This is a genomic window from Devosia ureilytica (assembly GCF_024273195.1).
Taxonomy (GTDB): Bacteria; Pseudomonadota; Alphaproteobacteria; order Rhizobiales; family Devosiaceae; genus Devosia; species Devosia ureilytica.
Genome location: NZ_JAMZCU010000001.1, coordinates 202,451 through 227,751 on the forward strand (window position 1 = coordinate 202,451; position 25,301 = coordinate 227,751).

28 protein-coding genes are annotated in these 25,301 nt (G+C 61.7%); 18 read left to right on the forward strand and 10 right to left on the reverse strand.

What is annotated here, in order from left to right:
- The first annotated feature begins 36 nt into the window (after positions 1-36).
- Genes NIM87_RS01045 through NIM87_RS01055 form a run of 3 tightly spaced genes read left to right on the forward strand, consistent with a single transcriptional unit; the run spans position 37 to position 3,348 of the window.
- Positions 37-420, forward strand: coding sequence for a response regulator transcription factor (locus NIM87_RS01045; RefSeq protein ID WP_254672778.1), 384 nt, complete (start codon positions 37-39; stop codon positions 418-420).
- A complete protein-coding gene (locus NIM87_RS01050; protein ID WP_254672779.1) occupies positions 404-634 on the forward strand; it encodes a hypothetical protein in 231 nt (76 codons plus the stop codon). Before NIM87_RS01045 ends, NIM87_RS01050 begins: the two co-directional genes overlap by 17 nt.
- Entirely contained in the window at positions 634-3,348 is a 2,715-nt protein-coding gene (locus NIM87_RS01055; RefSeq protein ID WP_254672780.1) for a sensor histidine kinase, read from the forward strand. Before NIM87_RS01050 ends, NIM87_RS01055 begins: the two co-directional genes overlap by 1 nt.
- Before the next feature lie 5 nt (positions 3,349-3,353).
- Here the strand turns inward: NIM87_RS01055 and NIM87_RS01060 are convergent, their stop codons facing one another.
- Positions 3,354-4,169 (reverse strand): ion channel, encoded by an 816-nt coding sequence (locus NIM87_RS01060; RefSeq protein ID WP_254672781.1) that lies wholly within the window; start codon positions 4,167-4,169, stop codon positions 3,354-3,356.
- 96 nt (positions 4,170-4,265) lie between these two features.
- Positions 4,266-5,039, reverse strand: a complete 774-nt coding sequence (locus NIM87_RS01065) for a FecR family protein (RefSeq protein ID WP_254672782.1) — start codon at positions 5,037-5,039, stop codon at positions 4,266-4,268.
- Positions 5,040-5,245: 206 nt separating this feature from the next.
- Here NIM87_RS01065 and NIM87_RS01070 point away from each other — a divergent pair, with 206 nt between their 5' ends.
- The 4 genes from NIM87_RS01070 to NIM87_RS01085 all read left to right on the forward strand — a co-directional run bounded on the left by NIM87_RS01070 (position 5,246) and on the right by NIM87_RS01085 (position 8,858).
- Positions 5,246-5,989, forward strand: a complete 744-nt coding sequence (locus tag NIM87_RS01070) for a glycosyltransferase family 2 protein (protein ID WP_254672783.1) — start codon at positions 5,246-5,248, stop codon at positions 5,987-5,989.
- Between the two features lie 95 nt (positions 5,990-6,084).
- A complete protein-coding gene (gene fliK, locus NIM87_RS01075; protein ID WP_254672784.1) occupies positions 6,085-8,007 on the forward strand; it encodes a flagellar hook-length control protein FliK in 1,923 nt (640 codons plus the stop codon).
- On the forward strand, positions 8,004-8,276 hold the full coding sequence (locus NIM87_RS01080; RefSeq protein ID WP_254672785.1) for an EscU/YscU/HrcU family type III secretion system export apparatus switch protein: 273 nt from the start codon (positions 8,004-8,006) through the stop codon (positions 8,274-8,276). The genes fliK and NIM87_RS01080 overlap by 4 nt, the downstream gene beginning before the upstream one ends.
- Positions 8,277-8,333: 57 nt before the next feature.
- Positions 8,334-8,858 (forward strand): DUF2076 domain-containing protein, encoded by a 525-nt coding sequence (locus tag NIM87_RS01085; protein ID WP_254672786.1) that lies wholly within the window; start codon positions 8,334-8,336, stop codon positions 8,856-8,858.
- A gap of 3 nt (positions 8,859-8,861) precedes the next feature.
- Here the strand turns inward: NIM87_RS01085 and NIM87_RS01090 are convergent, their stop codons facing one another.
- Positions 8,862-9,350 carry a cell wall hydrolase gene (locus NIM87_RS01090; protein ID WP_254672787.1) on the reverse strand — a complete coding sequence of 163 codons (489 nt, stop codon included), beginning with the start codon at positions 9,348-9,350 and terminating at the stop codon, positions 8,862-8,864.
- A 92-nt stretch (positions 9,351-9,442) separates the two neighbouring features.
- Positions 9,443-9,763, reverse strand: coding sequence for a hypothetical protein (locus NIM87_RS01095; protein WP_254672788.1), 321 nt, complete (start codon positions 9,761-9,763; stop codon positions 9,443-9,445).
- A gap of 103 nt (positions 9,764-9,866) precedes the next feature.
- Between NIM87_RS01095 and NIM87_RS01100 the strand changes: the two genes are divergently transcribed.
- Positions 9,867-10,190 carry a hypothetical protein gene (locus tag NIM87_RS01100; protein WP_254672789.1) on the forward strand — a complete coding sequence of 108 codons (324 nt, stop codon included), beginning with the start codon at positions 9,867-9,869 and terminating at the stop codon, positions 10,188-10,190.
- Positions 10,191-10,192: 2 nt separating this feature from the next.
- Here NIM87_RS01100 and NIM87_RS01105 read toward each other — a convergent pair whose 3' ends face one another.
- Positions 10,193-10,783 (reverse strand): 5'-methylthioadenosine/S-adenosylhomocysteine nucleosidase, encoded by a 591-nt coding sequence (locus NIM87_RS01105; RefSeq protein ID WP_254672790.1) that lies wholly within the window; start codon positions 10,781-10,783, stop codon positions 10,193-10,195.
- Positions 10,784-10,889: 106 nt separating this feature from the next.
- On the opposite strand from NIM87_RS01105, the gene NIM87_RS01110 reads away from it, so the two are divergent.
- A complete protein-coding gene (locus NIM87_RS01110) occupies positions 10,890-11,195 on the forward strand; it encodes a hypothetical protein (RefSeq protein ID WP_254672791.1) in 306 nt (101 codons plus the stop codon).
- A gap of 33 nt (positions 11,196-11,228) precedes the next feature.
- On the opposite strand, the gene NIM87_RS01115 is transcribed toward NIM87_RS01110, so the two are convergent.
- A complete protein-coding gene (locus NIM87_RS01115) occupies positions 11,229-11,399 on the reverse strand; it encodes a DUF2934 domain-containing protein (RefSeq protein WP_254672792.1) in 171 nt (56 codons plus the stop codon).
- Positions 11,400-11,821: 422 nt separating this feature from the next.
- Here NIM87_RS01115 and NIM87_RS01120 point away from each other — a divergent pair, with 422 nt between their 5' ends.
- Positions 11,822-13,177, forward strand: coding sequence for an MFS transporter (locus tag NIM87_RS01120; protein ID WP_254672793.1), 1,356 nt, complete (start codon positions 11,822-11,824; stop codon positions 13,175-13,177).
- A gap of 22 nt (positions 13,178-13,199) precedes the next feature.
- On the opposite strand, the gene NIM87_RS01125 is transcribed toward NIM87_RS01120, so the two are convergent.
- Complete coding sequence (locus NIM87_RS01125) at positions 13,200-14,423, reverse strand: MFS transporter (RefSeq protein WP_254672794.1); 1,224 nt, start codon at positions 14,421-14,423, stop codon at positions 13,200-13,202.
- A gap of 135 nt (positions 14,424-14,558) precedes the next feature.
- Here NIM87_RS01125 and NIM87_RS01130 point away from each other — a divergent pair, with 135 nt between their 5' ends.
- Together NIM87_RS01130 and NIM87_RS01135 are read left to right on the forward strand one after the other, a co-directional pair.
- The gene (locus NIM87_RS01130; RefSeq protein WP_254672795.1) at positions 14,559-15,278 is read left to right on the forward strand and encodes a VWA domain-containing protein; all 720 of its coding nucleotides are present in this window, start codon (positions 14,559-14,561) and stop codon (positions 15,276-15,278) included.
- The gene (locus NIM87_RS01135; RefSeq protein WP_254672796.1) at positions 15,275-16,000 is read left to right on the forward strand and encodes a DnaJ domain-containing protein; all 726 of its coding nucleotides are present in this window, start codon (positions 15,275-15,277) and stop codon (positions 15,998-16,000) included. The genes NIM87_RS01130 and NIM87_RS01135 overlap by 4 nt, the downstream gene beginning before the upstream one ends.
- A gap of 24 nt (positions 16,001-16,024) precedes the next feature.
- Here NIM87_RS01135 and NIM87_RS01140 read toward each other — a convergent pair whose 3' ends face one another.
- From NIM87_RS01140 to NIM87_RS01150, 3 genes are all read right to left on the reverse strand, one after another.
- Positions 16,025-16,432, reverse strand: coding sequence for a VOC family protein (locus NIM87_RS01140; RefSeq protein ID WP_254672797.1), 408 nt, complete (start codon positions 16,430-16,432; stop codon positions 16,025-16,027).
- 75 nt (positions 16,433-16,507) lie between these two features.
- A complete protein-coding gene (locus tag NIM87_RS01145) occupies positions 16,508-17,686 on the reverse strand; it encodes a CaiB/BaiF CoA transferase family protein (RefSeq protein WP_254672798.1) in 1,179 nt (392 codons plus the stop codon).
- A gap of 63 nt (positions 17,687-17,749) precedes the next feature.
- A complete protein-coding gene (locus NIM87_RS01150) occupies positions 17,750-18,271 on the reverse strand; it encodes a MarR family winged helix-turn-helix transcriptional regulator (protein WP_254672799.1) in 522 nt (173 codons plus the stop codon).
- 117 nt (positions 18,272-18,388) lie between these two features.
- Between NIM87_RS01150 and NIM87_RS01155 the strand changes: the two genes are divergently transcribed.
- The 6 genes from NIM87_RS01155 to dctP all read left to right on the forward strand — a co-directional run bounded on the left by NIM87_RS01155 (position 18,389) and on the right by dctP (position 25,287).
- Positions 18,389-19,504 (forward strand): 2-hydroxyacyl-CoA dehydratase family protein, encoded by a 1,116-nt coding sequence (locus NIM87_RS01155; RefSeq protein ID WP_254672800.1) that lies wholly within the window; start codon positions 18,389-18,391, stop codon positions 19,502-19,504.
- Complete coding sequence (locus NIM87_RS01160) at positions 19,501-20,775, forward strand: 2-hydroxyacyl-CoA dehydratase family protein (protein ID WP_254672801.1); 1,275 nt, start codon at positions 19,501-19,503, stop codon at positions 20,773-20,775. Before NIM87_RS01155 ends, NIM87_RS01160 begins: the two co-directional genes overlap by 4 nt.
- Positions 20,776-20,844: 69 nt before the next feature.
- Positions 20,845-21,987 carry a CaiB/BaiF CoA transferase family protein gene (locus NIM87_RS01165; RefSeq protein ID WP_254672802.1) on the forward strand — a complete coding sequence of 381 codons (1,143 nt, stop codon included), beginning with the start codon at positions 20,845-20,847 and terminating at the stop codon, positions 21,985-21,987.
- Positions 21,984-23,072 carry a CoA transferase gene (locus tag NIM87_RS01170; RefSeq protein ID WP_254672803.1) on the forward strand — a complete coding sequence of 363 codons (1,089 nt, stop codon included), beginning with the start codon at positions 21,984-21,986 and terminating at the stop codon, positions 23,070-23,072. Before NIM87_RS01165 ends, NIM87_RS01170 begins: the two co-directional genes overlap by 4 nt.
- Entirely contained in the window at positions 23,069-24,253 is a 1,185-nt protein-coding gene (locus tag NIM87_RS01175; RefSeq protein WP_254672804.1) for a CaiB/BaiF CoA transferase family protein, read from the forward strand. The genes NIM87_RS01170 and NIM87_RS01175 overlap by 4 nt, the downstream gene beginning before the upstream one ends.
- A gap of 20 nt (positions 24,254-24,273) precedes the next feature.
- The gene (gene dctP / locus NIM87_RS01180) at positions 24,274-25,287 is read left to right on the forward strand and encodes a TRAP transporter substrate-binding protein DctP (protein ID WP_254672805.1); all 1,014 of its coding nucleotides are present in this window, start codon (positions 24,274-24,276) and stop codon (positions 25,285-25,287) included.
- The last annotated feature ends 14 nt before the right edge of the window (positions 25,288-25,301 follow it).

A 25,301-nucleotide genomic window follows, 5' to 3' on the forward strand; every position in this document is an offset into this window, starting at 1 on the left:
CGCGGTGGGGAGACTGCGGATATTTTGGGGGGAAATTTGGCCGTCGATATTCTGATCGCCGAAGATGAGCCGAGCATTCTGGAGTCGCTGGACTTCATCCTGCGTCGGGCGGGATGGAGTATCGATTCGGCCACAGATGGCGAAGCGGTGCTTGAAAAGGTGCGCCGCAGCCGGCCGCGCGTGCTGGTGCTCGATGTGATGCTACCCAAGCGTAGCGGCTTTGATGTGCTCAAGCAGTTGCGCTCTGACGTGGAGACCAAGGACCTGCCCGTGTTGATCCTGACTGCCAAGGGACAACAGCAGGACAGGCGCATTGCTGAAGAACTGGGCGCCGATGGTTTCGTGACCAAGCCCTATTCCAATGCCGAGGTGGTGGGCGCTGTGCGTCAGTTGCTGGGCGAAGATGACGGACCGGCGTAAGCTCGAAAGCGGCGTGCTGGTGTTCGCGGTGTTCAGCGCGCTGCTGATCGTGCCGCCGCTGGTTTATATCTTCAATCACCCCATCCTGCATTTTGGCCTGCCGCAGATCGTCCTATACCTGTTTGGTGTATGGCTGCTGATGGTGGCGGGGACGGCGGTGCTGACTCATTACCTTCCGCATGCCGAGGGCGATAGCCACGACGGGAGCGAGTGATGCTTTCGGCCGATTTCGTCATTGCCACAGCCGTTGCCTATGTGGGCCTGCTGTTCGTGCTCGCATACTTTGGCGACCGGCACACGCGCGCCAACCGGTCGTCGTTCCTGCGCTCGCCGGCGGTTTATACACTGTCCATATCGGTCTATTGCACCAGTTGGACCTTTTATGGCGCCGTGGGCAATGCAGCGCGCGGGGGACTGGAATTCCTGACCATCTACCTGGGTCCGACCATCGTCTTTGTCGGCTGGTGGTTCGTGTTACGCAAGCTGGTGCGGATCGGGCGCCTGCAAGCGATCACCTCCATCGCCGATCTGCTGTCGTCGCGCTATGGCAAGTCCAGCCGATTGGCGGTGCTGGTGACATTGATCGCCGTGATTGGCATCACCCCCTATATTGCCCTGCAGCTCAAGGCCATTACCGCTTCGATCCAGGCCGTGGCGGCGTCTGCGGAGGGTGCGCGCGGCAGCCTGGCCGGCGTGGATGACGGGGCGCTGGCCTTTGGCATTGCCGCCGGCATGGCGCTGTTCACGATTCTTTTCGGTACACGCAATGTCGATGCCAAGGAGCAGCACCATGGTGTGGTCGCCGCTATTGCTTTCGAAGCCGTGGTCAAACTCGCTGCGCTGGTGGCCGTTGGGATTTTCGTTACTTTCGGCCTGGGTGGAGGCTTTGAGGCGGTTTTTCGTGGAGCCGAGGCGGCCGGGATTGCCATTTACGAGGACGATCCGTTCGGACCGCGATGGGTGGCAATGACTGTGCTGTCAGCGGCGGCGATTATTTGTCTGCCACGGCAGTTCCAGATCACGGTGGTTGAAAATTCCAACGAGGATCACCTGCGGACGGCCGGCTGGGCCTTTCCCGCCTATCTGCTGCTGATGTGCGTCTTTACCCTGCCCATCGCGCTCTATGGCATGACGGTGATGCCGCCGGGCTCAAACCCCGATATGTTCGTGCTGACGCTGCCCCTGTCGGCGGGACAATCCGGCCTTGCATTGCTTGCCTTTATCGGCGGTTTTTCATCCGCCACATCAATGATTATCGTCGCCTCGATTGCGCTTTCGATCATGGTCTCGAACCACATCATCATGCCGATCATCCTGCGCTCGTCCAATGTGGGGCAGGGCGATGGTCAGGGCGTGCGACGGCTATTGCTGCTTAGCCGCAGAATTTCCATCGGAGTGATCCTGACGCTCGGATTTCTCTACTTCTCGCTGACGGGGGACGATGCTCTGGCGCCCATCGGCCTGATTTCCTTTGCCGGTGTCGCCCAATTCCTGCCGGCCATTCTGGCGGGCCTCTACTGGCGCGAAGCATCGCTGCGCGGTGCGGCCAGTGGTATCTTCGTCGGTTTCGTGGTGTGGGCCTGGACCATGTTCATGCCCAGCTTCGAAACGGTCAGTCCGTGGGTCTATGCGGTCATGCAGCAGGGGCCATGGGGCATCGGGTTTCTGCGACCGGAGAACATGCTGGGACTTAATGGCCTGGATCCGCTGGTGCATTCCGTGTTCTGGAGCCTGCTGCTCAACACGGTTGTTCTGGTGCTTGGATCACTGCTGTCCAACCAGTCGGCATTGGAGCGTATTCAGGCCGCGGCCTTTGTCGATGTGTTCCGGCGCCGGCCGTTTGAACATCGCGGCTTCGTACCCGGCTCTGCGACGGCCAATGATCTCTATTTCGTGGCGGAGCGCGTGCTGGGAGAGAGCAGGGCGGCGTCGCTGTTTGAAGCGGCGGCAGAGGAGCGCGGCGTTGAGCCGGCGCTGCTGGAGCCGACGCCGGAGTTTATCGGCCGACTCGAGCGCGAGCTGGCCGGTTCCATCGGATCGGCGTCGGCGCATGTCATGCTATCCAAGGTGGTGGCTGGTGGCGATGTGTCGCTGGAAGAAATGATGCAGATGGCCGACGAAACGCAACAGGTCATCGAGTATTCCCAGGAGTTGGAGAAGACTTCGGCGGAGCTGCGGCTGACCGCGCGCAAGCTCGAGGACGCCAATGCGCAGCTGCGCGAGTTGGACAGCCAGAAGGACGAATTTCTCAGCCAGGTGAGCCACGAAGTGCGCACGCCCATGACTTCCATTCGCTCGTTTTCGGAAATCCTGATGGAGCCGAGTGATCTCAACGACAGTCAGCGGCAACGCTTCATCACCACGATCCATCAAGAGAGCTTGCGCCTGACCAAGCTGCTGGACGAAATCCTGGATCTCAGCGCTCTTGAACGCGGCGAGCGCAGCTGGCGCAATGTGCCAGTGGACGCCGAAGATGCGCTGGACCGGGCCGTCGCGGTTTGCGATGCGCTGTTGCGGCAGAAGGGGATGCGGGTGGAGTTCGGGGAGCGCGCCCATGTCACTATGGTCGAGGGCGATAGCGACCGCCTGTGTCAGGTGTTCATCAACCTGATATCCAATGCGGTCAAATACAATGACGCCGATGACCCGGTCGTGCAGATCAACTCGACGGTGCGGTCGGGGCAGTTCGTGGTGGATGTCGCGGACAATGGGCCGGGGATTTCCAAATCCGACCGGAAGCTGATTTTCGAGAAGTTCTGGCGCGGCGTCGAGGGAGGTGGTGACCAAGGCGGTGCCGGGCTCGGGCTGGCCATCAGCCGGCAGATCATCGCGCGCATGAACGGCTCACTGGAACTGGTGCAAGGCAGTTTGCCCGGCGCCTGTTTCCGAGTTCGGTTGCCGGTCGTCAAGCAGGCCAGCCAATCCTAAGTCGTTCAGCCCTCGCCCTCGTCGGGGATATTCAGCAAGTGTCCGCAGGCCTTGCAATGGACAGCGTCTGGCTCGTGCCTGTGCAGGCCACATTGCGGGCATGGGAAGTTCACCTTGGCTGGGCGGAAGACAAGCTGGGCCAGCCGCACAAATAGCGAGATGCCAATGATCATGACGATGATCGAGGTGAGCTTGCCGAAGGTGCCAGGCAAGACGATGTCGCCAAACCCCGTGGTCGTCATGGTGGTGACGGTGAAATAGAGCGCGTCGACATAGCCGGCGATGCCGGACTGGCGATTGGCGAAGGCGGTGTAGACGAAGCCTGTGACCACGAAGATGAAGACGAGGAGGTTGATCACTGCCTGGACCGTTTCGCGGTATTCGCTGAGCCCGCGCTTTTCCAATGGGCGCCAGACCATGCTGGTGCGGGTAAGCGTCCAGAGGCGAAGGATGCGCAGGAACCCCAGGTTGAACAGCCAGGTGGGGGCCAGAAGTGTCACCAGAATGAAAATGTCGATTATGACCGGGAGCTGGCGCAGCCAGCGGGTCGGCTGATTGGAGGCCAGCCCCCGCGCCAGGAGATCGAGGGCAAGCAATGCGGCGATGGAATAATCGATCCAGAGAAAGGTTTCGCTTTCGCGCAGCAAAGGCGTGGCGATGAAGAAGGCAATGATCGCCAAGTCCACCACCAGAATGGTGGCCTGAAAGCGCAGGGCCTTGGTCGACTGGCCATGATAGAGCAGGCGAAGCCTGGAGCGCAGTCGATGTGGACCCGCTCCCCTGGATTGATTGGACTGGGTCCGTCTTTCGGTGGTCGCCACTCGGTTCACTTTGCGTGGGCTTGCTCGAGGCCGCTTAGAAAGGACAAGGTTGTAAGCTGATTAAAGGGCCAGGATGGCGATGTGTTCCCATACAGCCTAGCAATTGGGGGCATTGATGGGCGCTGTGGAGCAGTATGATGTTTGCGTTTGTGACTGACTCTGGCTCGATGGTGCCGAAGGATTGGCAATGGAGGTGTTCGTTGTCGCGGCGGGTGGGTTGAGGCACGCCTGGGCGCCGCCAATCCTGAAATCCCTGCCGAAGGCACTTTGGATGTTGGGCAGCGGGAAATTGCCCGCGAGGCCACCATGCCGGCCATCCGTCCATCCGAAAATATTGCCGTTGCCGCCGCCTGTGGCAGCTATATCGCAGCGCTTGGTCAGGTCGACACAGGTCCCGCCCTGGCACTGGGTCAGGGCCCCCTCGTACAGCAAGGTCAGTGTCTGGCCGCCACCGACGGTCAGATCGAACTTGGTTCCTCGGACTGCGATGGAGGCCGTTGGGGTGTCGATGGAATAGACTGATTTGGGGCTAGTGCCGGAAATGAAGCGGAAGGTTCCCGCCAGGGCGTTGACGGCGAACTTATCCGCGCCGGTGCCGTTGAGCAGATAGGTCTCGATCTCGAGCGTGCTGCGCGGCCCGACCACCAGCCGGGTCCGATCGTCAAACAGAAGCTGCACATTGCCGCTTGGGCCGGTGACGATTTTTTCGCCCACCGAAACGTCCGCGCCGACAACCAGAATGCGATCCGCGCTGCCCAAGCGTGAAACGGCATCGGGCTTGACGCCAACAGCAGTTCCCTCTCCGGCAGCAAAGGCTGACGTGAGCAGGAACAAGGAAGCAATAGCGGTACAGGCGATGTGTTTGATCATGCTGAATACCGTCCAATATTACCGCTGAACCGGAACTGAACGGCTCAGGTGCAAACAGAGTTTACCAGAGACCAGGCGGCCTCGAAAGGAGGCGCTGATTTGTTGGTTCGACCGGGACGCGCGCGTGCCATAGTTGCCGCAGGGGACGTGGCGCGCTATGTGCTGCTCACACAACAACCGGCGAATTGCCGGGCAAGAGGCCCCCCATGAAGCTTGCCTTCGTCATTCCCGCCTACAACGAAGAAGCGCTGATCGGCAAATGTCTGGAATCGGTGCTGGCGGAAATCAAGCGCTCCGGCGCCGATGCGGATGTCATCGTCGTCAACAATGCCTCGTCTGACCGGACGGGCGAAATCGCCCGCAGCTTTGCAGGTGTGCGCGTTGTCGATGAGCCCAAGAAGGGATTGGTGAATGCCCGGGACGCCGGGTTTGCCGCCAGCGAAGGCTATGAGCTGGTTGCCAATATCGACAGCGACACCATCGTGCCGGAAGGCTGGCTGGATCGGGTGCTGAGCGAATTTGGCAAGGACAGCAAGCTTGTGTGCCTGAGTGGTCCCTATGTCTATTACGACATGGCGCTGCACAACCGGATGCTGATCGGGCTCTTCTATGGCCTGACCTACCTGATTTACCTGCTCAATCGGTTTGTGCTGCGGGTCGGTTCGGTGGTGCAGGGCGGCAATTTCGTCTTCCGGCGCGCCGCCTGGGCGGCCGTGGGGGGCTATGATCGCACCATCGAGTTCTTCGGCGAAGATACCGACGTTGCGGTGCGGCTATCCAAGGTCGGCAAGGTCAAATGGACCTTTGCCCTCAAGATGAAGACCTCCGGCCGGCGGCTGGAGCAGGAGGGCGTATTCCGCACGGCGGGCACCTATACGCTCAACTTTTTCTGGGTGACCTTCAAAGGCAAGCCAATGACCAAGGACTATACGGACATTCGTCCGCAATAGACCGGTTACGGTGTCGAACTGTTCGGGGTAGCGCCCTCGCTTCGATCAGCTAAACTGGCTCGGAGCCACGTGACGTGGCCGGAGTCGGCCGGCTGATGAGCATTACGTCCCAGCTTCCGCCTATCCCACTGGCACAAGCCAGTGCAAGTTTGCGCGCGCTGGCGCAGGCGGCCGGGCAGACAGTCGAGGCGCGGGTCCTCAGCCAGTCCAGCAATGGCACGACGCAGGTGCAGATCGGGCGCCAGGTGCTGAACCTGGCCTTGCCTGAGGGGCAGCCTGTCGGGACGACCCTGACTCTCTCGGTCCAGCAGGCCGATGGACAGCTCCGACTGGCTCTGGTGGCGGCCCGTCCCCCCACGGCGAACATCATTCCGCCGCAAGGGGGCGCAGTCCTGGCGCCGGCAACTTCGGTGCAGCTTTCGGCTGCGGCTCTTTCCAGCCCTTCGCTCAACCAGCCCCTGGCATCGACTCCACCTGGGCAGGGCGCCCCGGGGATTGCGCCGGGGTCGATTTCACCATCGCCCGCATCGACGCCCGGCGGGGTAACAAACGCTGTTGCGTCGACTGGCGTGGTACCTGTCGCGTCGACGAATGTTGGCGCGCTGGTGACGCCGGCGCCCCCTGCGAGCGTTGTCCCGCCTCAAGGCGCGGCCATTGATTCATCAACACCTGCGGCCACGCCCGGCGCGTCCGTAGCGTCAGGAGCGGTGAGCAGTGCTTCGGCAGCCAATGTGCAGCCGGGCATGCCGGCGGCCAGCGCGCCGCTGCTTCCCGTTTCTGGCGCAGCGCCAGCGCCGCCTGCCGGTTCGGGTCCCAGTTCGCCAACGGCTATGCCGACAGTCGTGGCGCCTGTGGCGGCAGCGGCGCCCGGCATTGCCGGTGGCCGTCCCGAAATTCCCTATGCGGTGGCGGCGCCAATCGCCGGTCCATCTCAGGTGACGAGTGTAAGCCGGGTGGCGGCCCCGGTCTTGTCCCCTGTGGCGTCGACCGTGTCGTCCAGTACCACCGGACAACATGCACCCTCGACCAATATGCCTGGTGTGCCGACGCAGGCACCTGCAGGCCCGACCCCGGCTGCGCCTATTACGCCGACAACGCCCGCTGTAACGCCGCAGGCGGCGCTGGCGCAGATGGTGCAGCAATCGCTGCCGCGTCAGGACAGCATCGTGGGGCTGACCACGGCTTTGACCGCCATCGCTGGTAAGGTGGCGCTGCCGGAGCCAGTGGTGAAGGCTGCGCAGCAGGTGCTGGCGGCGCGGGTGCCACTCGATGGGGTTCGGCTTGGCGGCGCCGTGATCAAGGCGGCGGTGCAGCGCTCCGGAGTGTTCCAAGAGGCGTTGCTGGCGGCCGGCCAGGGGCAGGCAGCCGTCGGTGATACCAAGAGCGCGCTCCTTGGGCTGCGTCAGAGCCTTGGTGCATGGCTAGGCAATCAGGCGCCGGTTGCGCAACTCTCGGCGGTGGCTCCGCCCTTGCGCGGGCATATTCCGAGGGCCCGGACCGGCGATGGGGTGCCGCCGGACATGCCGGATGATCCCGTTGAGGTGGGTAAGCTGTTGCTCGAGCGTACCGAGGCGGCGCTGTCGCGTGTCCGCCTGCACCAGAACGCCTCGCTGCCGGACCCCAACTCGGCCCGGCAGGACGCGCAGTGGAGCCTCGACCTGCCGGTGGTGGTTGGAGGACAGCAGCATTTGCTGCAGATGCAAATCCATCGCGATGCCGAGAAGGAGGCGGAGCGGCCCGAGGATCGCGGTTGGCAGGTGCGGTTTGCGATCAATCTTGCGGAACGCGGTGAAGTCGGGGCGCAGATTTCGCTGCGAGCCAAGAATACCAGTGTCTTGCTGTGGGCCGATGACCCTGAGACGGCCCGGTCGCTGGCCGAAGCCGTTGATGGCTTGCGCCAAGCTCTTGCCGAGGTTGGGCTGATCGCGGGCGCGATCGTGGTGCGCTCCGGCGCGCCTGCGGAACAACAGGCTCAGCCATCCGGACAGGCCGGACACTATGTGGATGCGCGGCGATGAGCGACGATGAAATCCGCGCGCGGGCGCTGGCAGTGGCGCTGCAGTATGAAAAGGGCTCCAAGGAAGCGCCGCGGGTCGTCGCCAAGGGCAGGGGCCTGGTGGCCGAGAAAATCGTTGCGCTGGCCGCTGAAAACGGCGTGGTGATCGAGACCAATCCGGTGCTGGCCGAAGCCCTGAGCGGGGTGGAGCTGGATGAAACCATTCCGCTTGAACTCTATGACGCCATCGCCGTCGTCATTGGCTATGTGTTGCAGCAAACGCGACGCTGATCCTTGTGCCAGGGCCAGATGCTCCCCATGTCCTTGTTGCAAACAACGGAGATGGCCATGCTCAGAGCAGAAGATGAACGCGCAATCGAGGACCTGTTCGCACGGCTTCGGCGCGTCGAGGGCAATAGCGGGCCACGCGATGCCGAGGCCGAGGCGCTGATCCGACAAAAATTGTCTGAGCATCCAGCGGCTGCCTATTACATGGCCCAGGCCATAATCGTGCAAGAGGCGGCCCTGCGGGACCAACAGACGCGCCTGGCCGAACTCGAAGAACAGGCCGAACGCGGACGCTCGGGGTTTCTGGGCAGCGTCTTTGGCGATGAGCCGCCAAATCGCGAAGTGCGGCGTCGGCCCGGACCGTGGGATCGCCAGGATGGCGGCGGCTTCCTGGCTGGCGCGGCCCAGACGGCTCTTGGCGTCAGCGGCGGCTTGTTGCTGGGTTCAGTGATTGCCGGGATGTTTAGTGGCGCGGCCGTCGCGGATGAGGGCCAGGCTGATGTTGCCGATGAGCCCGCAGCTGACGAGAGTTTCGAAAGCGGTGGCGACGACTGGGGTGGCTTTGATATCGGCGGCGAGTTCTAGCGCCTAGAGCAGACGCCCGCTGCGCGGGTCGCGCTTTTCGTAGAACTCGTTGCCGCCCGCTTCGAGCACATAGAACATGTTGTTGTAGGGGAAACGCAGGCCCGCGGTGTGGAAATGCTGGGCGTCCTGCACACCAGGATGGCGGGCGCCGCGGAGCACCTGTTCGGCAACCTGCGAGGCCAGTATGGCACCACTATCGGTCATTGGACGGCTGAGTACGCCTTGGGCAAACTGGTTTTTCTGGCCCACCACGCCGCAGACGGATTTTGGGTAACGTGGGTCATTCTTGCGGTTCATGACCACAGTGCCGACGGCCAGCATGCCATCGGCGCTGGATCGGTTGGATTCAAAATACATGGCGCGCATCATGCATTCCTTCTCGCTCATCTGGCCCAAGCCGATGTTCATGCCAAGGAAACTGCAGCCTCCAAGGCTGGATGCCAGGATGGCCATGGCTGCAAAGCGCAGAAGGATTTTGCTGTGGGCGCGCATGGATGCACTCCGGGCTGTGGCGGAAAGGTCGCTTGGCCCGAAAATGCGCGCTCAGGCTTAAGGAAAGCCTCAGCGGAAGGGTAAATGGAGCGTTACCTGCGACTGAGCAGGCGCGCCAGCAGCAGGCCGGTGCCGATCACAGCCAGTGCCGGAAGCGGATCATGCCGCACCATGATCGCGCCGCGCATTGCCTGGGTGCCGGCGATTTCAGCCAGGTGAGCAGTGTGATGGGCGGCCTCGCGTCCAAAATCGGAGAGATGATCATTCCACCCCTCGGTATGGTGGCTGGCCTGTCGTGACAGGGCCTTGCCTATGCGCTGGACGTCACGCCGCATGGCGTGCAACTGAGCTTCCAGGCTATGCGGATCGTGACGTGGAATGCCGAGTTGGCTGAGAACTGTAGCAATGGACATGGGACGCTCCTTGTTTGCGGATCAACGGGGGAGCAACCAAGGGGTTCCGTGGTCTTGAACTGCGCCATGCCATTGCCATCTAGTGCAGGGAGAGGGAGTTTCCATGAGCAAGAGCGCTGACCGGTTAAACCGGCTGTTTGACCGGTTGGAACGCAGTATCCCAAAGTTGGCTGCCGGCTGGCTGGCCCGCGTGCGCCGTCCCGAAGCGCGCTGGGTGCGCATTCCCTTGGGCGTGCTGTTGGTGCTGGGCGGCATTTTCAGCTTCCTGCCGGTGCTCGGCATCTGGATGTTGCCACTGGGCCTATTGCTGCTGGCGGTCGACCTGATCTTTCTGCAGGGGCCGGTGAATACGGCGGTGCTGCGCGGCGGCCGTTGGTGGACGCGTTGGCAGAGATCACGCCGTGACCGCAAGCGTGACGGGAAATAGGCTCAGATCGCCAAGACGTGCGCTTCGATCTGGTCGACTGCTGCCGCCAGTTTCTCGTCGATGATATGCAGATATTGCGTCCAGTCCGCCATTTGGCCGATCTCCGTCTTGCCGTCTGAAATGCCGCGAAGGGCCAGCAAGGGCACGTTGAACGACTGGCAGGCGCGGAGCACCGCGAAGGTTTCCATGTCCACCATGTCTTCGGGGATGACGTCATAAGCGGCGCCCGAGACAATATTGGCGCCGGTGGAGAGGGTTGCTGTTTGCAGCCCAGGGATGGCAGGAGCCAGAGGAAGCGTCGCCGGCAAGTCTAGGAAGGGCGTTACACCGCGGGGAAATCCCAGCGCCGAAGCGTCCATGTCGCGATAGCTCACCGAGACGGCCTGATAGACGCCGCACTGCTCGAGCGTCCGAGACCCTGCGGAGCCAAGCGACACCACCAAGCGGGGCAGATCGCTTCGACGATCCGACAGGGCGCGTGTCGTGTTGACGGCGGCCTCCACCGGACCAACGCCGATGATCACCGGCTGAATTCGGGCACGCAGATAGGGACCGAACTCGGCTTCGGCGGCCATGACATAAAGGATCGACATGGGGCGTAGATTAGCATTTGAGCGGCAAGGGCCAAGCGCTCATTTTCTGTTCCGTAACCAAGACTGGGTTAGGCTGAAAGCTGGCCAGGCAGGATGCCGACGGCCAGTGGGTACGCAAGAAATGCGCTTTGCAGTCATCAGGGATACGCGTGAGTGGAGCGAGCCGGAAGGTGTCGCCAACGGCCAGGACCGGTTCATTGATCCTGGGGAAGTCGAGAACGAGGCACGGCGCCGAAAAGGCTTGCTCAAGCTCGATGAATGGCAATTGCGCCAATATGTCACCGACCGCCCGGTGCCCGATCACATCGTGCAGATGTGCCAGCAGATCGATCTGGCCGCACAGGCGCTGTCCCGGCTTTCGCCCATTCCAAGTGACTATGCCAATGACCTTTATTGGCCGCGCATGTGGTAGGCGCGACCAATTTCAGGCAAGCATCAGGCCGCCTCAGGCGGCCTTTTTCACGCGAGGCGTGCGCTTGCGCGGCGGTTTGATGGTTTTGGCGGCTTCGGCGGCAATTTCGCTCACCGCCTTGAACCAGTAGGTCTGGTCCTGTCCTTCGGGACGACCATCGGCTTCCCACAAGGCGTAGGCACGACTTTGGATCTGTTCGTGCATCGCAGCACTCCCTGATAACGGATACGGGAAAGAGCCTGCGCGCCTATGGTTGATGGATAGTAAATGTTGCGTGTCGCAGGGCGCATGGGCGCCATGACTTGAGTGGGTTCTGCTGTCGAAGTCAGCACTGCTCAATCGTCGGGGTGACAGATTGCAGGAGAGTTTGCCAACGACCCCAGCTCATTTTGACGTCGTGACCCGTTTGTGCCGATTATCGATGCGGCCCTCGGGCGTTGTTGACGATATCTGGGTCGATCACGTCGGGCGGTGCGTTTTGCCGTCCTGACGGGCATTTGTGGGCGTTGGCCCAAAGCATCGCTCAGGTCGACCCTGACACGGGTTGTCTTCGCTCCAGTTTAGCAATTGAGCATCGCAGCGCCGGCCCATAGGGTGGGTGCAAAGCCAAGGATCGGACTATTCCCATGAAGCCGTTTCATCGAATACTGGCCAATAATCTCGTCGCCAACGTCACCAATTTCACAGTGTGGTTCGCGGTCACATTCTGGGTGTTCCTCGAGACCCAGTCGGTGTTTGCCACGGGCATGATTGCAGGCATCTACCTGGTGTTCACAGCAGGCTTCGGCATCTGGTTCGGAGCCATTGTCGATCACAATCCCAAGAAACTGGCGATGATCGGGTCGAGCTTCGTCTCGGGCGTGCTCTATGTGATCGGCCTCGCCCTGATCCTGTTCGAACCAGAAGGAGCCTTTGCCAATCCCTATGGGCCCTATCTCTGGGCCTTCATCCTGGTCGTCATGCTGGGGGTCATTGTCGGCAATATCCGTTCGATTGCCCTGCCGACGCTGGTGACCATTCTCATTCCCGAAGACAATCGCGACAAGGCCAACGGCCTTGTAGGCATGGTTTCAGGCATAGGCTTCCTGACCACCTCGGTCATTTCCGGCTTCATGGTTGCCTATACGGGCATGCTGGGTGTGATGGTCTTTGCCCTGGTTGCAACCGTACTGGTGTTGGTACACCTGTTCTTCGTCCAAATCGATGAAGGTCGGGTTGAACCGAGCGCCGATGCGCCAGCTGAACCCAAGCGGGTGGATATTGCCGGCACGATTGCGGTGATAGGGGCGGTGCCGGGGCTTTTCGCCCTGATCTTCTTCGCCTGTTTCAACAATTTCCTGGGCGGCGTGTTCATGGCGCTGCTCGACGCCTATGGCCTGTCACTGGTGCCGGTGGAAATCTGGGGCCTGACTTTTGGCGCCTTGTCGACGGCATTCATCCTCTCCGGCATCATCATTGCCAAGACGGGGCTGGGCAAGAATCCCCTGCGCACATTGCTGATGGTCAATGTCATTACCTGGTCGGTCTGCTGCGTCTTTACAGTAGTCTCCTCCTATTGGCTGCTGGTGGCGGGATGCTTCGTCTGGATGTTCCTGGCGCCCTATGCCGAGGCGGCAGAGCACACGACGCTGCAGAAGGTGGTGCCGCTCGAGCGCCAGGGGCGAGTTTTTGGCTTTGCCCAGTCAGTGGAACAATCGGCTTCGCCGCTGACGGCCTTCCTGATCGGGCCATTGACCCAGTTCGTGGTCATCCCGTTCATGACCGACGGGGCAGGAGCCGATGCCATCGGCGGCTGGTTCGGGACCGGGGCGGATCGAGGCATGGCGCTGGTCTTCACCGTGGCCGGCGTCATCGGGCTCATCGTCACCATCATAGCCTTCAACTCCCGCTACTATCGGGACCTGTCGGCAGCCTATGCGGCGGGCAAGAATGATGACGATGAAGGGGACGGTGGCGAGGCGGCCGTGGCCAGCCCCGCCTGATCGGAGGACCCCCAAGTTTCGCCTACGCTGGCAGCGCGGCTGTCGGAGTAGGCTCTTCAGTCTTGGGCGGAAAGGCCAGCGCAAGCATGGCCCCGGCCAAGCCCACCGCCGCCGAGGCGACATAGAGCCAGTGGTAGTCGCCAAAGGTATCGAAGAGATAGCCACCACCCAAGGGTCCGAAGGCCATGCCGATGGACGAGGTCATGGTAATGCCGCCCAAGACCGTGCCAAGGACCTTGGGGCCGAAATAGTCGCGCGCCAACACGGAATATAGGGGCATGACGCCGCCATAAACGAGGCCCAGCACCACGGCCAGCATGTAGAAGTGGGTCAATTCGCTGACATAGATATAACTATAGATGCCGACGGCCTGCAGCAGGAGGCCGCCGACAATGACGCGCTTGACGCCAATGCGGTCGGCAAGCATGGCGAAGATCAGGCGGCCAAAGAGGCCCGCGAAACCTTCGACGCTATAAATACTGGCGGCGGCCAGCGCCGAGGCGCCACAGAGCATGGCATAACTGACGGTGTGAAAGATCGGGCCCGAATGGGCGCCGCAGCAGAGGAAAAACACCCCGGCCAGCACGAAAAACTGCGGCTTGCGGAAAATGGCGGCCATATTGCCTGGACGCGGTTCGGCGGGGACCACGTCGCTGGCGGGACTAGGTGCCTCAACCATGGCTTCGGGTGCCCGGCGGATCAGGAAAGCGGCCGGAACTATAAGGCAGGTGGCGACAATGGCCGTCATCATCATGGCGTCGCGCCAGCCGAAGTTCTCGATGAGCACGGTGGCCAGCGGGGTGATGGTCATGGGGGCGATGCCTCCGCCCAGAGACACCAGCGACACCGCCAGGCTCCGGTTTTTGTCGAACCAGCCTAGCGTGGTGGCGATCAGCGGGGCGAAGAAAGCGCCGCCAGAGGCGCCGACGAGACCGCCATAGGCAAACTGGAAAACCAAGAGGTCGGTGGCGCGGCTGGCGATGAAGAGGCCGAGGCCCAGCAAAAGGGCGGCGGTCAGGATGACCGGTCGAGCGCCGATACGGTCGGTCAGCGTGCCCCAGAAGAAGCCTGCGACGCCCATGACGATGAAGCCCACGGTCATGGCGCCCGAAATGCCGGCGCGGGTCCAGCCGGTCTCATCGGCCATGGGCTGGAGATAAACGGGTAGGGCAAACATGGCGCCCATGGCCAGACAGGTGATGACTGCGCCAGCAGCGACAATCACCCAGCCGTAGTGTCGTTCCATTGGAAGGTCCCTCCTTGCAGGAATTCACCAGCACGACGGATGGAGCGCCGGCTGTTCGACACGAGCAAGTGAAATTTATCGAGGCGCGTGGACGCCTGCCTTGCCGCGGCGGCCGGGGGGCCACATATTCAAACAATGAGTGAGAAAAATCCGACCCGGCGAGGAGACGCCGTGGCGCCGCAGGGCGAAGTTCGGGACGAGGTCGCTGCCTTTGTGAAAAAGGTGGGGCAATTGGCACGGCCCAATGCCGACGAGGACGGGCGCCTGTTGTTTGCCATGGATGCCACCATGAGCCGGCAGCCGACCTGGGATATGGCGATGAGCCTACAGGCCGGTATGTTCCAGGCAATCCCGAAGGATAGCGCGTTGCAGGTGCAACTGATCTACTTCCGGGGGCTCGGCGAATGCCGGGCGTCCAAGTGGGTGCTTGATGCAGCGGCGTTGGCGCGGTTGATGAGCACTATTGCCTGCCAGGGGGGCAATACCCAGATCGGCAAGGTGCTAGCCCATGCCCGGGATGAGCACCGCAAGCGGCGCATTCACGCCGTGGTCTATGTGGGTGACGCCATAGAAGAAAGTGTCGATGCCCTATGCGCCAAGGCTGGGGAACTGGGGCTGATGGGCTTGCCGCTGTTTGTGTTCCAGGAGGGGCGCGATTCCAGGGTCGAGGCGGCGTTCCGGGAGTTCGCGCGGTTGTCCAAAGGCGCCTATGCGCGCTTCGACAGCAGCGCCCCGCAGCAATTGGCAGACCTGCTCAAGGCGGTGGCGGCCTATGCCAGCGGCGGCCGGGCGCATTTGAAGCTGCAGTCAAGCGGGGCAGCGCGGGCGCTGCTGACACAGATCGAGGGACGATGAGCTGGATTTTTCTGGTCGCACTGGGGCTGCTGGGCGTGCTCTGGCTGGTATTTGCGCTGCGCAATATGGACCGGCGGCTGGTGATGCAGTCCCTGCGCTGGATTGTGGGCGGGGTTGCCGCGGTGATTGCGATCGGCGCTCTGCTATTGCGGCGCATCGATATCGCCATGATCGTTGGCGCGGTGGCCGCCTCGGTGCTGTTGCGCGGGCGGTTGGGACGATTTTCGTTCGACAGCATTGGCGATCAGAGCAGCGGCAATGTGTCGAAGGTGCGCAGCCGCTATCTGGCGATGGAACTCGATCACGACACCGGCGAGCTGGGCGGCCGGGTGGTCGACGGCCAGTTTGCCGGCTGGGACCTAATGGACCTGGGCGAAACTGAAACGCGGGCGCTGTTCGAGGAGATTGGGCAGGACGCCGAGAGTGTCAATTTGCTCGAGAGTTGGCTCGATACCAACAGGGCCGGCTGGCGCGAATATTTCGCCGAGGCTGACGCAGGGGGCGGCGCTGGCTCTGGCGCCGGGCAGGGCGCCTCAAATGGTGCAGCCGGCGATGCAGTGCGCGAGGCCTATGCTGTGCTGGGCCTGAAGCCCGGAGCGAGCGATGAGGACATCAAGTCTGCGCATCGCGAATTGATGAAGGGGGTTCATCCCGACCATGGCGGTTCGGAGTTCCTTGCCGCCAAGATCAATGATGCGCGAGACCTGCTGTTGGGGCGCTGAGAGCGGAGGGCCAGTGCCAGGGCCTTAGTGTTGACCAGTGATATTGACCATCCAGCGCGTGCCGAACTGGTCGGTCAGCATGCCGAAGGTGTCGCCCCAGGGGGCTTTGACCAATGGCTCACTGATCTGACCGCCCTTGGCTAGCCCGTGCCAATAGCCGGTGAGCAGGGCCTCCTCATCGCCGCTGAGCGAGACGGTGATATTGCTGTTTGACGCGACGTCCATCGTCTGGGGCGTGTCGGAGGCCATCAGGGTGAAGCCCTTGGCAGTTTCGAGCTGCCCGTGCATGATTTTATCGGCCTCGTCGCCCTGCATGCCGTTCTCGCCAAAGGTCATCAGCTGCAACTCGCCGCCGAAAACACTCTGATAGAAATTGAGCGCGTCGCGGGCCTGATTGCGGAAGCCGAGATAAGGGTTCAGTCGTGCGGTCATTTCCGGTCCCTCCGGTTGGTGCCGGGCAAGTCTAGCGCCAGATCATGACCGTTGGTAGATGGCGGAGGGCAGGTGCTATGGCTGCTGGGGCGTGCGCAAGCCAAGTTCTGCAAGGATTTCATCGGTGTGCTGCCCAAGAAGGGGCGGCGGTGCATCGATCCCGGGGCCGTCATGTTCGAAGCGGAAGCCGGCATTGAGAATATGTGTGCGGCCAACCGCATCGTTGGGCACGTCGATGGGGAGATGCAAGCCCCGGTCCTTGAGTTGCGGCAAGTCCAGAACTTCACGGAGGGGGCGGACAGCGCCCGCCGGGACGCCAGCATCAGACAGGATCTGTTCCCATTCAAGAGCGGTCCTGGTCTTGAAGGCGGCCGCCAGTTCCGCCTGCAAGGCGGTGTCGTGCGCGATGCGGCTGTCCCCATCGACAAAGCGCGGATCAGCGATCAGGTCGGGGCGCTCCAGCGCCTTGCAGAGGCGCTCATACTGGTTTTGCTGGACGGCGCCGATGGTAATGGGCGCGTCGCTGGTTTCGAATGTATCGGCCGTCGGCGCCAGGGAGAAACCGCGATTGCCCGTGCGCACGGGTTCGGTGCCCGAAATGACGAGTGGATTGACCACCGAGGCCATCATCACCAGCGACGCATCCAGCATGGACATGTCGATATATTGACCACGGCGCTCCGGATCGCGCTCGCGCTGAATATAGGCCGACTGGATGGCAAAGGCCGCGAGCAGCGCCGAATAGGTATCGACGAGGGGGAAGCCAACGCGCATTGGACCGCTGTCCGGCTCGCCCGATAGACTCATAAGTCCTGAAACGGATTGGATAATCTGGTCGATGGCCGGATAATCGCGCATCGGGCCGGACTGCCCATAACCCGAAATCGAACAAAAAATCAGGCTGGGGTGGTCCTTGCGCAGGGCCTCATAGCCTAGGCCCAGGCGATCAATGACGCCGGGGCGGAAGTTCTCGACAACAATGTCGCTGGTGCCGATCAGACGTCGCGCGGCCTCTCGGCCGGCGTCGGATTTGAGATCTAGGACAATGGACTTCTTGCCCGCATTGGCGCCGATAAAGGGCTCGGCCATGCCGCGCAGTTCGCGTCTCTGCGTATAATTGCGCAGTACATCGCCAGTAGGCGGTTCGACCTTGATGACCTCGGCGCCCAGCAGGCACAGGAAATGCGTTGCCAGGGGGCCGGCAATGACGTGACTGAAATCGGCAATCCTGACGCCAGCCAATGGTTGAGCCAAGGCGCATCCTCCTCTTTATAGTTCAGGAAATGAACTATTGAGGGTGGTCTTGTCAAGGTTTCGTCAGTCGTCAGCGTCCTCTGCTGATAGGCCGCCGCTGGCGCGACGCGTGTCGCTCCGGCTAATCAGGTGCGCCAGCAGGCGATTGAGCAGGGCAAATAGCTGCTTCTGCTCAGCCTCGGAAAACGGTTCAATCAGCGCTTGATGCTGATCCGCCATGCGGGCCTGAATCCGCGAGTAGCGTTCTTCTCCGGCCGGAGTCAGGAACAGGGCATTATAGCGTTTGTCCTGGGCCACTTTTTCGCGCCGCACGATGCCGCGATCCTCAAGTTCTTTGATCACCTTGGTGACCGCAGACTTCTTCAGCACGAGCGTTGAGGCGACGTCTTGTTGCGATGTGCCGGGATTGAGCCCGATCAGGCAGATGACGACAATTTCGCCCTGCTGGGCGCCGACGTCGGCGTAAAAGTCCGCATTTTCGGCGCGGACGTGAGCGCGAAGGGCACGCGTTAGGAAGGGAATGTTACCCAGAAGGTAACCCAGCTCCATGCCGTTGTTCGCGTCCTCAGTGTCGTGGTCGGTCATGGTCGTCCCCATCCCTGGCTGGTGGTGACTATCGAGCAAACCAGATCGAGTCAAACTGCCGCGGCCCCTTGACACAACGTCAATAGTTCATAATGTGAACTAAACAGAGGGCGTGTGGTGACGACTGTTATCGGACAGACTGCTGCAGCGGGAGAATTGCTGGAGTCAGCTTGCGCTGCGGCGGACCGCTTAGGGGATAGCGAAAGCTTGCCCCGGATCGGGCTTTTCGGTCTCGGGGTTCCCGAGGGACTGGTCGCGGCGGCCGGAAGCGTCTGCATCCATGTGAATTTCGGCGCTTCTCCAGACAACGAGCCGATGCGCGATGTCATCGAGCCCTTCGTGGACCATGAGGTGCGGGTGTTTCTCAACCGCTTTGCCCTCGGCGACTTCAATGGCCTGGCGGGGGTGGTTTTTGCGCGCGACGATGCGGCGGCGCTGACTGCCTATCAGTATGCGACCGAGTGGGTGCGGCAAGGGCGGGCTCCTGTCGGAACGCCACCGCTCTTCCTTTTTAATCTTGTGCATTCCCGCACGGTTGCGGCCCAAAAGTTCAATCGCATCCAGTGTGACAAGCTGGTGAATTTTCTGGTTCGGGTTGGTCTCGACCGGCCCGGCGATGCGGCGATGTCGGCAATGGCCGCGCTATCCAGGCGCCGTGATGGGCTTCTCCAGGCTGCCAGGGCCGTGCCGGGCGCGTTGACGACGCAGTGGCGCAATGCTGGCCGTTTCATGAGCGTTGCGGCGCATACCGAGCTGCTGGAGCGCGCTGTTGCCGACTTCGACCGTGCAGAGAGGGCAGGGCCGCGTCTGGGCCTTGTCGGCTCTGCTGTGGATGATCCTGGCTTCCTTGCGATGCTGGATCGCGTCGGCGTTCTAGTCGCCGATCTGCAGGCCTATGGGCAGTTCTGGCCCGGCGCCTGGGAGCAGAAGGCCGACATTGAGGCGATGCTGGACGTATTGTCCGGGGATCCTTCATGCCCCCGAATTGTGCCGCCACAAAACCACCGCCAATCGCTCGTGGATCGCGTCGTTGCCGCCGAATGTGATCTCGTTGTCTGCCAATTGGCACAGACCGACGACACGTTTGGTTGGGAACTCCCGGCGCTCAAAGCCGCGCTTGCGGCGCATGGGATCAGGTTCGTTCATCTCGGGTTTCGAGACCACCGCCCGGATGCCGACTGGCTGGCAGGGGCCGAACAGAAGCTGGTTCAAGCCTTGGAGGCCGCGCCGTGACCTATCAGCCCCTAGCGGCGACGGCCGCAGCGACCGACTATCAGCGCAATTGGGTCAAGCAATTGCGGACCCAGATTACGTCGGGCACGCAATATGCCTTCGTCAATGCCGATACGCCGCATGAGCTTTTTCATGCCATGGACATGCCGATCGTCACCAATCAGTGGTGGTCGGCAGTGATCGCGGCCAAGCAGCTCTCCCAATATTATTTCGACTACATGCAGGCCGAGGGCTTCCACGAGCGACTGGCGCGCTATTCGAGCCTGCCCCTGATTGCCGAACTGGAAGGCGATGCGGAGCGGCAACCCTGGGGCGGTCTGCCCAAACCGGCCATGCTATGCGCCCGCCTCAGTGCGGACGATCATGGCAAGATTTTCTCGCTTTGGGCCGAACAAACGGGCGCGCATCTGACCCTGTTGTCTGCACCCGCAGTTCCCGACCCGGACCCCGAATGGTGGTCCCGCGCGCGCGTGGATTGGGAAGAGCTCTATCACACAGATCGCCTTGATCTGATGGTGGGTGAGTTCGAAACCTTGATCGCAGACATCGAGGCTTTGACGGGACGGCGTTTCGATCCCGAGGCCTTTGCGCGCTATATGGACGCCATCGACCGCCAGGAAGCCATTTTTGAAGAGGCGAGCGATCTCGTCGCAACCGCCCCGCAATGTCCCATCCGCATCGCCGAGCAAATCCCCAATGTCATGATCCCGCAATGGCATCGCGGTTCGGATTGGGCAATCGACCACGCGCAGCGTTTCCGCGATGAACTGGCTGAGCGCGTCGAAGCCGGCGTGTCAGTCGTTGAAGACGAGAAGATCCGCATGATGTGGATTGGGGCAGGACTCTGGTTCGACACAAGTTTCTACGCGGCCTTTGAAGAAAGTCATGGCGCGGCCTTTGTCTGGTCGATGTATCTGCCCTTTGCGGCTGACGGCTATCGTCGGGCCAGCAATGGCGATCCGCTCCGGGCGCTGGCCGCGCGCGTTTCGGCCATGAATGAGCAGTTGCATCAGCCGCCCTGGATCAATGCCTGGATGGTCGAGCAGGCACGGAAATATCGCATCGATGTCGCTCTTATGCTCATCCCCCAGCATGACCGTTTTTCCGGCCACGGCTCGCTTTACGCAAAGGCGGCGCTGGAGGCGGCGGGCGTCAAAGTTATCGAAGTCTGGTCCGACATGGTCGATCAGCGTGATTGGGACCGCGATGCCGTCGTTCGCCGCATCACCCCGGTTCTCGACGCCGTGCTGGAAGAGAAGCATTTGACATAGTTCATTGTATGAACCATTATCATTCATAACAAGATCGGCAAAGGCCGGCTGAGGAATGGGAGGCGCGCCGTGGGCGCATTGGACGGTCTTAAGATCGCGGACTTCTCCTGGGTTGGTGCGGGACCGCGCGCCACCAAGGACCTTGCTGACAATGGTGCAATCGTCATCAAGATCGAGTCGCGGAAGCGGCCTGATCTGGGTCGCCTGTCGCCCCCCTTTGCCGGTGGCCAGAAAAATCTGGATGGTTCGGCTTTTTTCGCGCAGACCAACACGTCCAAGAAGAGTGTCACGATTAATCTCTCGACCCCCGAAGGCGTGGAGATTGCCAAGAAACTGATCGCCTGGGCCGATGTCGTCGTCGAAAATTTTGGTCCCGGCTATATGGAGCGGATTGGCCTGGGCTACGAGACGCTCAAGTCCATCAGGCCCGACATCATCCTGGCCAGCGTCTCGGTGGCCGGACGAACCGGGCCTATGGCGGGGTTCCGTGGCTATGGCAATTCGGCCGCTGCCCATTCGGGCCATGCCGCATTGACCGGGTGGGCCGGCCGCGCGCCGCATATGCCGCCCCTGGCCTATGGCGACGTGGTCGCGCCCATGTTTGCCACGGTCGCGATCCTGGCGGCACTCGAACACCATGCGCGCACCGGCGAGGGCCAGCATCTCGATATTTCCCAGACCGAACCGATGGTTCATGTCATTGCCGATCTCTATGCCCATGCCAGCATGCCGGACAAGGCGGGCAACGAGGATGCGGATTATCTTTTGCATGGGGTGTTTCCATGCGCCGGGGATGATCGATGGATCGCCATCGCCATTGATAACCATGGTCAATTGACGCCCTTGGCGGACGTCCTGGAATTGACGGTGCCACCGGATGAAGCCGCTCTTGCGGAGGCAACGGCAAAATTCGAGGCCGGGGATCTCGCAGCAAAGCTGCGGTCCCTGGGCATTGCTGCTGCACCTGTTCTCGACGGGCGCGACGTGGCGCAAAGCGCGGAATTGGCAGCGGCCGGCCATTTCGTCGCGCTCGACCATCCCGTTCTGGGATCAGCCAGGATGCCGGCGCCACCCTATCAATTGTCTGAAACGCCCTGGGCAATGACTGCTGCGCCACTTTTGGGGGAGCATAACAGGGAAGTGCTGGGCGAGATTGCCGGGCTCTCGGATGCCGAAATTGCGCGCCTCGAAGCAGAAGGGGTGCTCGCATGACGCTGCTCAAAGGGATCAAGGTTCTCGAAATTGCCGATGGGCTGGTCGATTTCGGTGGGCGGATGCTGGCCGAAATGGGCGCGGACGTGGTCTCGATAAGCTCAGAGCAGGATCGTGCGAAAGAGCGCGTGCTGGCCTGGCATCATGGCAAGACGCGGCTGAGTGTCGACGATCCTGAAGCGATCATTCCGCTGGCTAGACAGGCCGATATCGTCCTTGACGGGCAGCGAAATGGAGACCGGTTCGGACTGAGTGATGTTCTGGGCCCTGACACAAAAACCATCCATGTCCGCGTTTTTGCCGAGCGCGGATCGAGCGCGCCCGCCACTGACCTGACCCTGATGGCGCAGTCGAGCCTGATGGGCGTCACCGGTGATCCAGATCGTCCGCCGCTGCGGTTTCCCGGCGAGCAGGCCTATGCCCTGACAGGTATTCAGGCGGCAACAGCGGCCTTGCTGGGCCTTTATGCCCGGCGTCGCATTGGTCACGGCCAGCGGGTGGATGTGTCGGCGCGCCAAAGCGCGACGCTCGCCAGCTATCGCGAAGCGATCATGTATGAATGGACGGGCCGTATTGGCAGGCGCAACGGCAATTTGCTCGTGCGCGGCAAGTCTGGGGTCCGCCAGGTGTGGGAGGCCCGCGATGGGCATGTCACCTGGTCGATGATCGACAATCCACCGATGATGCGCGCCCTTGTGGCCGTTCTGGCCGAGCAGGGTGTCGCCGGCGAGCTGTCCGACGTCGATTGGGACAATACCCTGGTCGCGGATCTCCCACAGGAAACTATCGAACGTTGGCAGGCCATTGTGGGGGAATTCTTCAAGTCCCAGGAGAAGGCGCAATTGGGCCGGTGGTCGCTGCAAAAGGGCTGGGGTCTTTCGGTCATCAATACGCCCGCCGAAGTGCGCCACAGCGAGCAACTGGCTTCGCGCAGCCTGTTTGTGCAGGTGACCGATGAGGCCACAGGGGAGAAGGCGAGCCTGCCGGGCCCGCTATTCGTTTCGACAATCAAGCCGGTGCCACCCGCCCGGACGCTATCGGCGCCCCAACCGGCCAGTTCATTCAAGCGCTGGAGCGCGTCATGAGCGGTGCACTGGCGGAGCTCAAGGTGCTGGATTTTTCCAGGCTGCTGCCCGGCCCCTATTGCAGCTGGCTGCTGGCCGACATGGGCGCCGAGGTGATCCGCGTGGAAAACCCGCGAGAGATCAGCAAGCAGGCCAAGGTGTTCGGATGGGACAAGCTGCCTGAGGCAGATCGGCGTCGGCTGCGCGAAACCGATATTTTGGCGCGCAACAAGCGCTCCATCCTGCTCGATATTGGGCATGAAGACGCGCTTCCAGTACTGCAGGACCTCGCCAAGGGCGTGGACATTGTTGTTGAGGACTACCGGCCCGGCGTGCTGTCCGGGCTGGGGCTGGGCTACGACGCCCTTTCGGCGCTCAATCCCGGCCTGATCTATGCCAGCCTTACTCTTTGCGGACAGATCGGTCCTTATCGCGACAAGCCGGGGCACGATCCCGTTGCTCTGTCGATTGCCGGCGTGCAGTCGCGCATTGGCGAAGACCTGAATGCGCCGAGCTTTGCCGGCATTCCCGCGGCCGATGTGATCACCGGCAGCCATGCCGCTTTCGCTATTCTCGCCGCCGTGCATGAACGAGGCCGCACCGGACGCGGCCGGCATGTCGATGTGGCGATGAGCGATTGCGCCATGAGCCTGTTGGTCAATGTGCTGTCGCGCTATCCCGACCCTGCAACTATCCCCCCGCGCGGTACGCGCCGGGCCGATATGGGGCTTTGGCGGACGAGAGACGGCAAGTTCATCTGCACCACCGATATGGAACCGCGCTATTGGAAGGTCTTCTGCGAGACGGTGGGACGCCCTGACTTCGTACCCTTGCAAAACAGCGTCGAAAGCCGGCCTGAAATCCGGTCGGTGCTCGAGGCTGTGTTCCTCGAAAGGGACCAGGCCGAGTGGCTGGCCATTCTTGAAGCGGCGGGGACGCAGTTTGCGCCGGTGAACGACATCCTAGAAGCCTTGGCCGACTCGCATGTTCGGGCCAGAGGCATGGTCGTAGAAGCCGCAGGAGAAGACGGCAGGACCGTCACACAGATCGGTGCGCCGGTCCGCCTTGAGGAGGGCGGTTCCCTGCGATGGCTGGGGCACATGCCCGGCGCCGATACCCAGTTTGTCCTGTCCCAGTTGGGAATGGACAGCCTGGAGTTCGAGCAACTGAGGAGAAGCGGCGCGCTTGGCGCCGAAAATTAGGTCTCACACGGGAGGAACTGATGAGCCTGAAACTGACGACTTGGACGGTACTGGTGACGACGGGGCTGACTGCCCTGATGGGTGGCGCAATCGCCCAGGAATTCCAGTTGAACTATGCCTCGCCCTATTCGCCAACCCACCCCTATGGTGCGGCAGACGCTGAATGGATCGAACGCATCAATGAACAGACTGATGGCCGCGTGGTCATCACGCCATTCTGGGGTGGATCGCTGATCACCAGCCGCGAGGGCGTAGATGAACTCGCAGCTGGCGTCGCTGACATTTCCTACATCGCGCCGATCTACGCACGTTCGGGTTATGACCTTAACCGTCTGACCCCGCAGCTGTTCTACGGTTATGCCGACGCCCAGGATGTCCTGAGCGTCTATATGGATCTGTGGGAAGAGTATCCGCAATATGCCGAAGAACTCGACGGCGTTAAGGTGCTGGGGTTCAACGTCGGTACCCCCATGCACTTGATGTTGCGCGAAAAGCCCTTTGAGAAGATCGAAGATCTCCAGGGCCTGCGCATCCGTTCGGCGGTGGACTATGTCGGAGCCCTTGCCAGCTTCGGCGCCGAAGGTGTTACAATGCCCATGACGGACACCTATCCGTCGCTGCAGCGCGGAGTTCTCGATGGGGTCATTGCACCATACGAGGCGCTCAAGTCTTTGAGCTTTGCGGAAGTCATCAACTATTATTCCGAGCTGCCCCATAGCCGCGGCGCCTATCCATCGCGCGCCATGAATGGAGATGTCTGGGCCAGCCTGCCAGCAGATATCCAGCAGGTGTTCGAGGACAATATCGAGTGGCTGACCCAGGCGACCTATGAAAACGCCCAGGCAGCGGAAGACGATGGCAAGGCCTATGGCGAGGAACAGGGCGTGGTATTTAATGCCGTCGATCCCGCAGTCGTCGCCACCTATTCCGAAGCCTTTGCGGAATCGGCCAAGACGACGGCCGAGCAGCTAGACGCCGCTGGCCTGCCGGGCACGGAAATTCTCGGCAAGATCCGTGCCGCGCACGACGAATAGATCCCTCCGTGCCG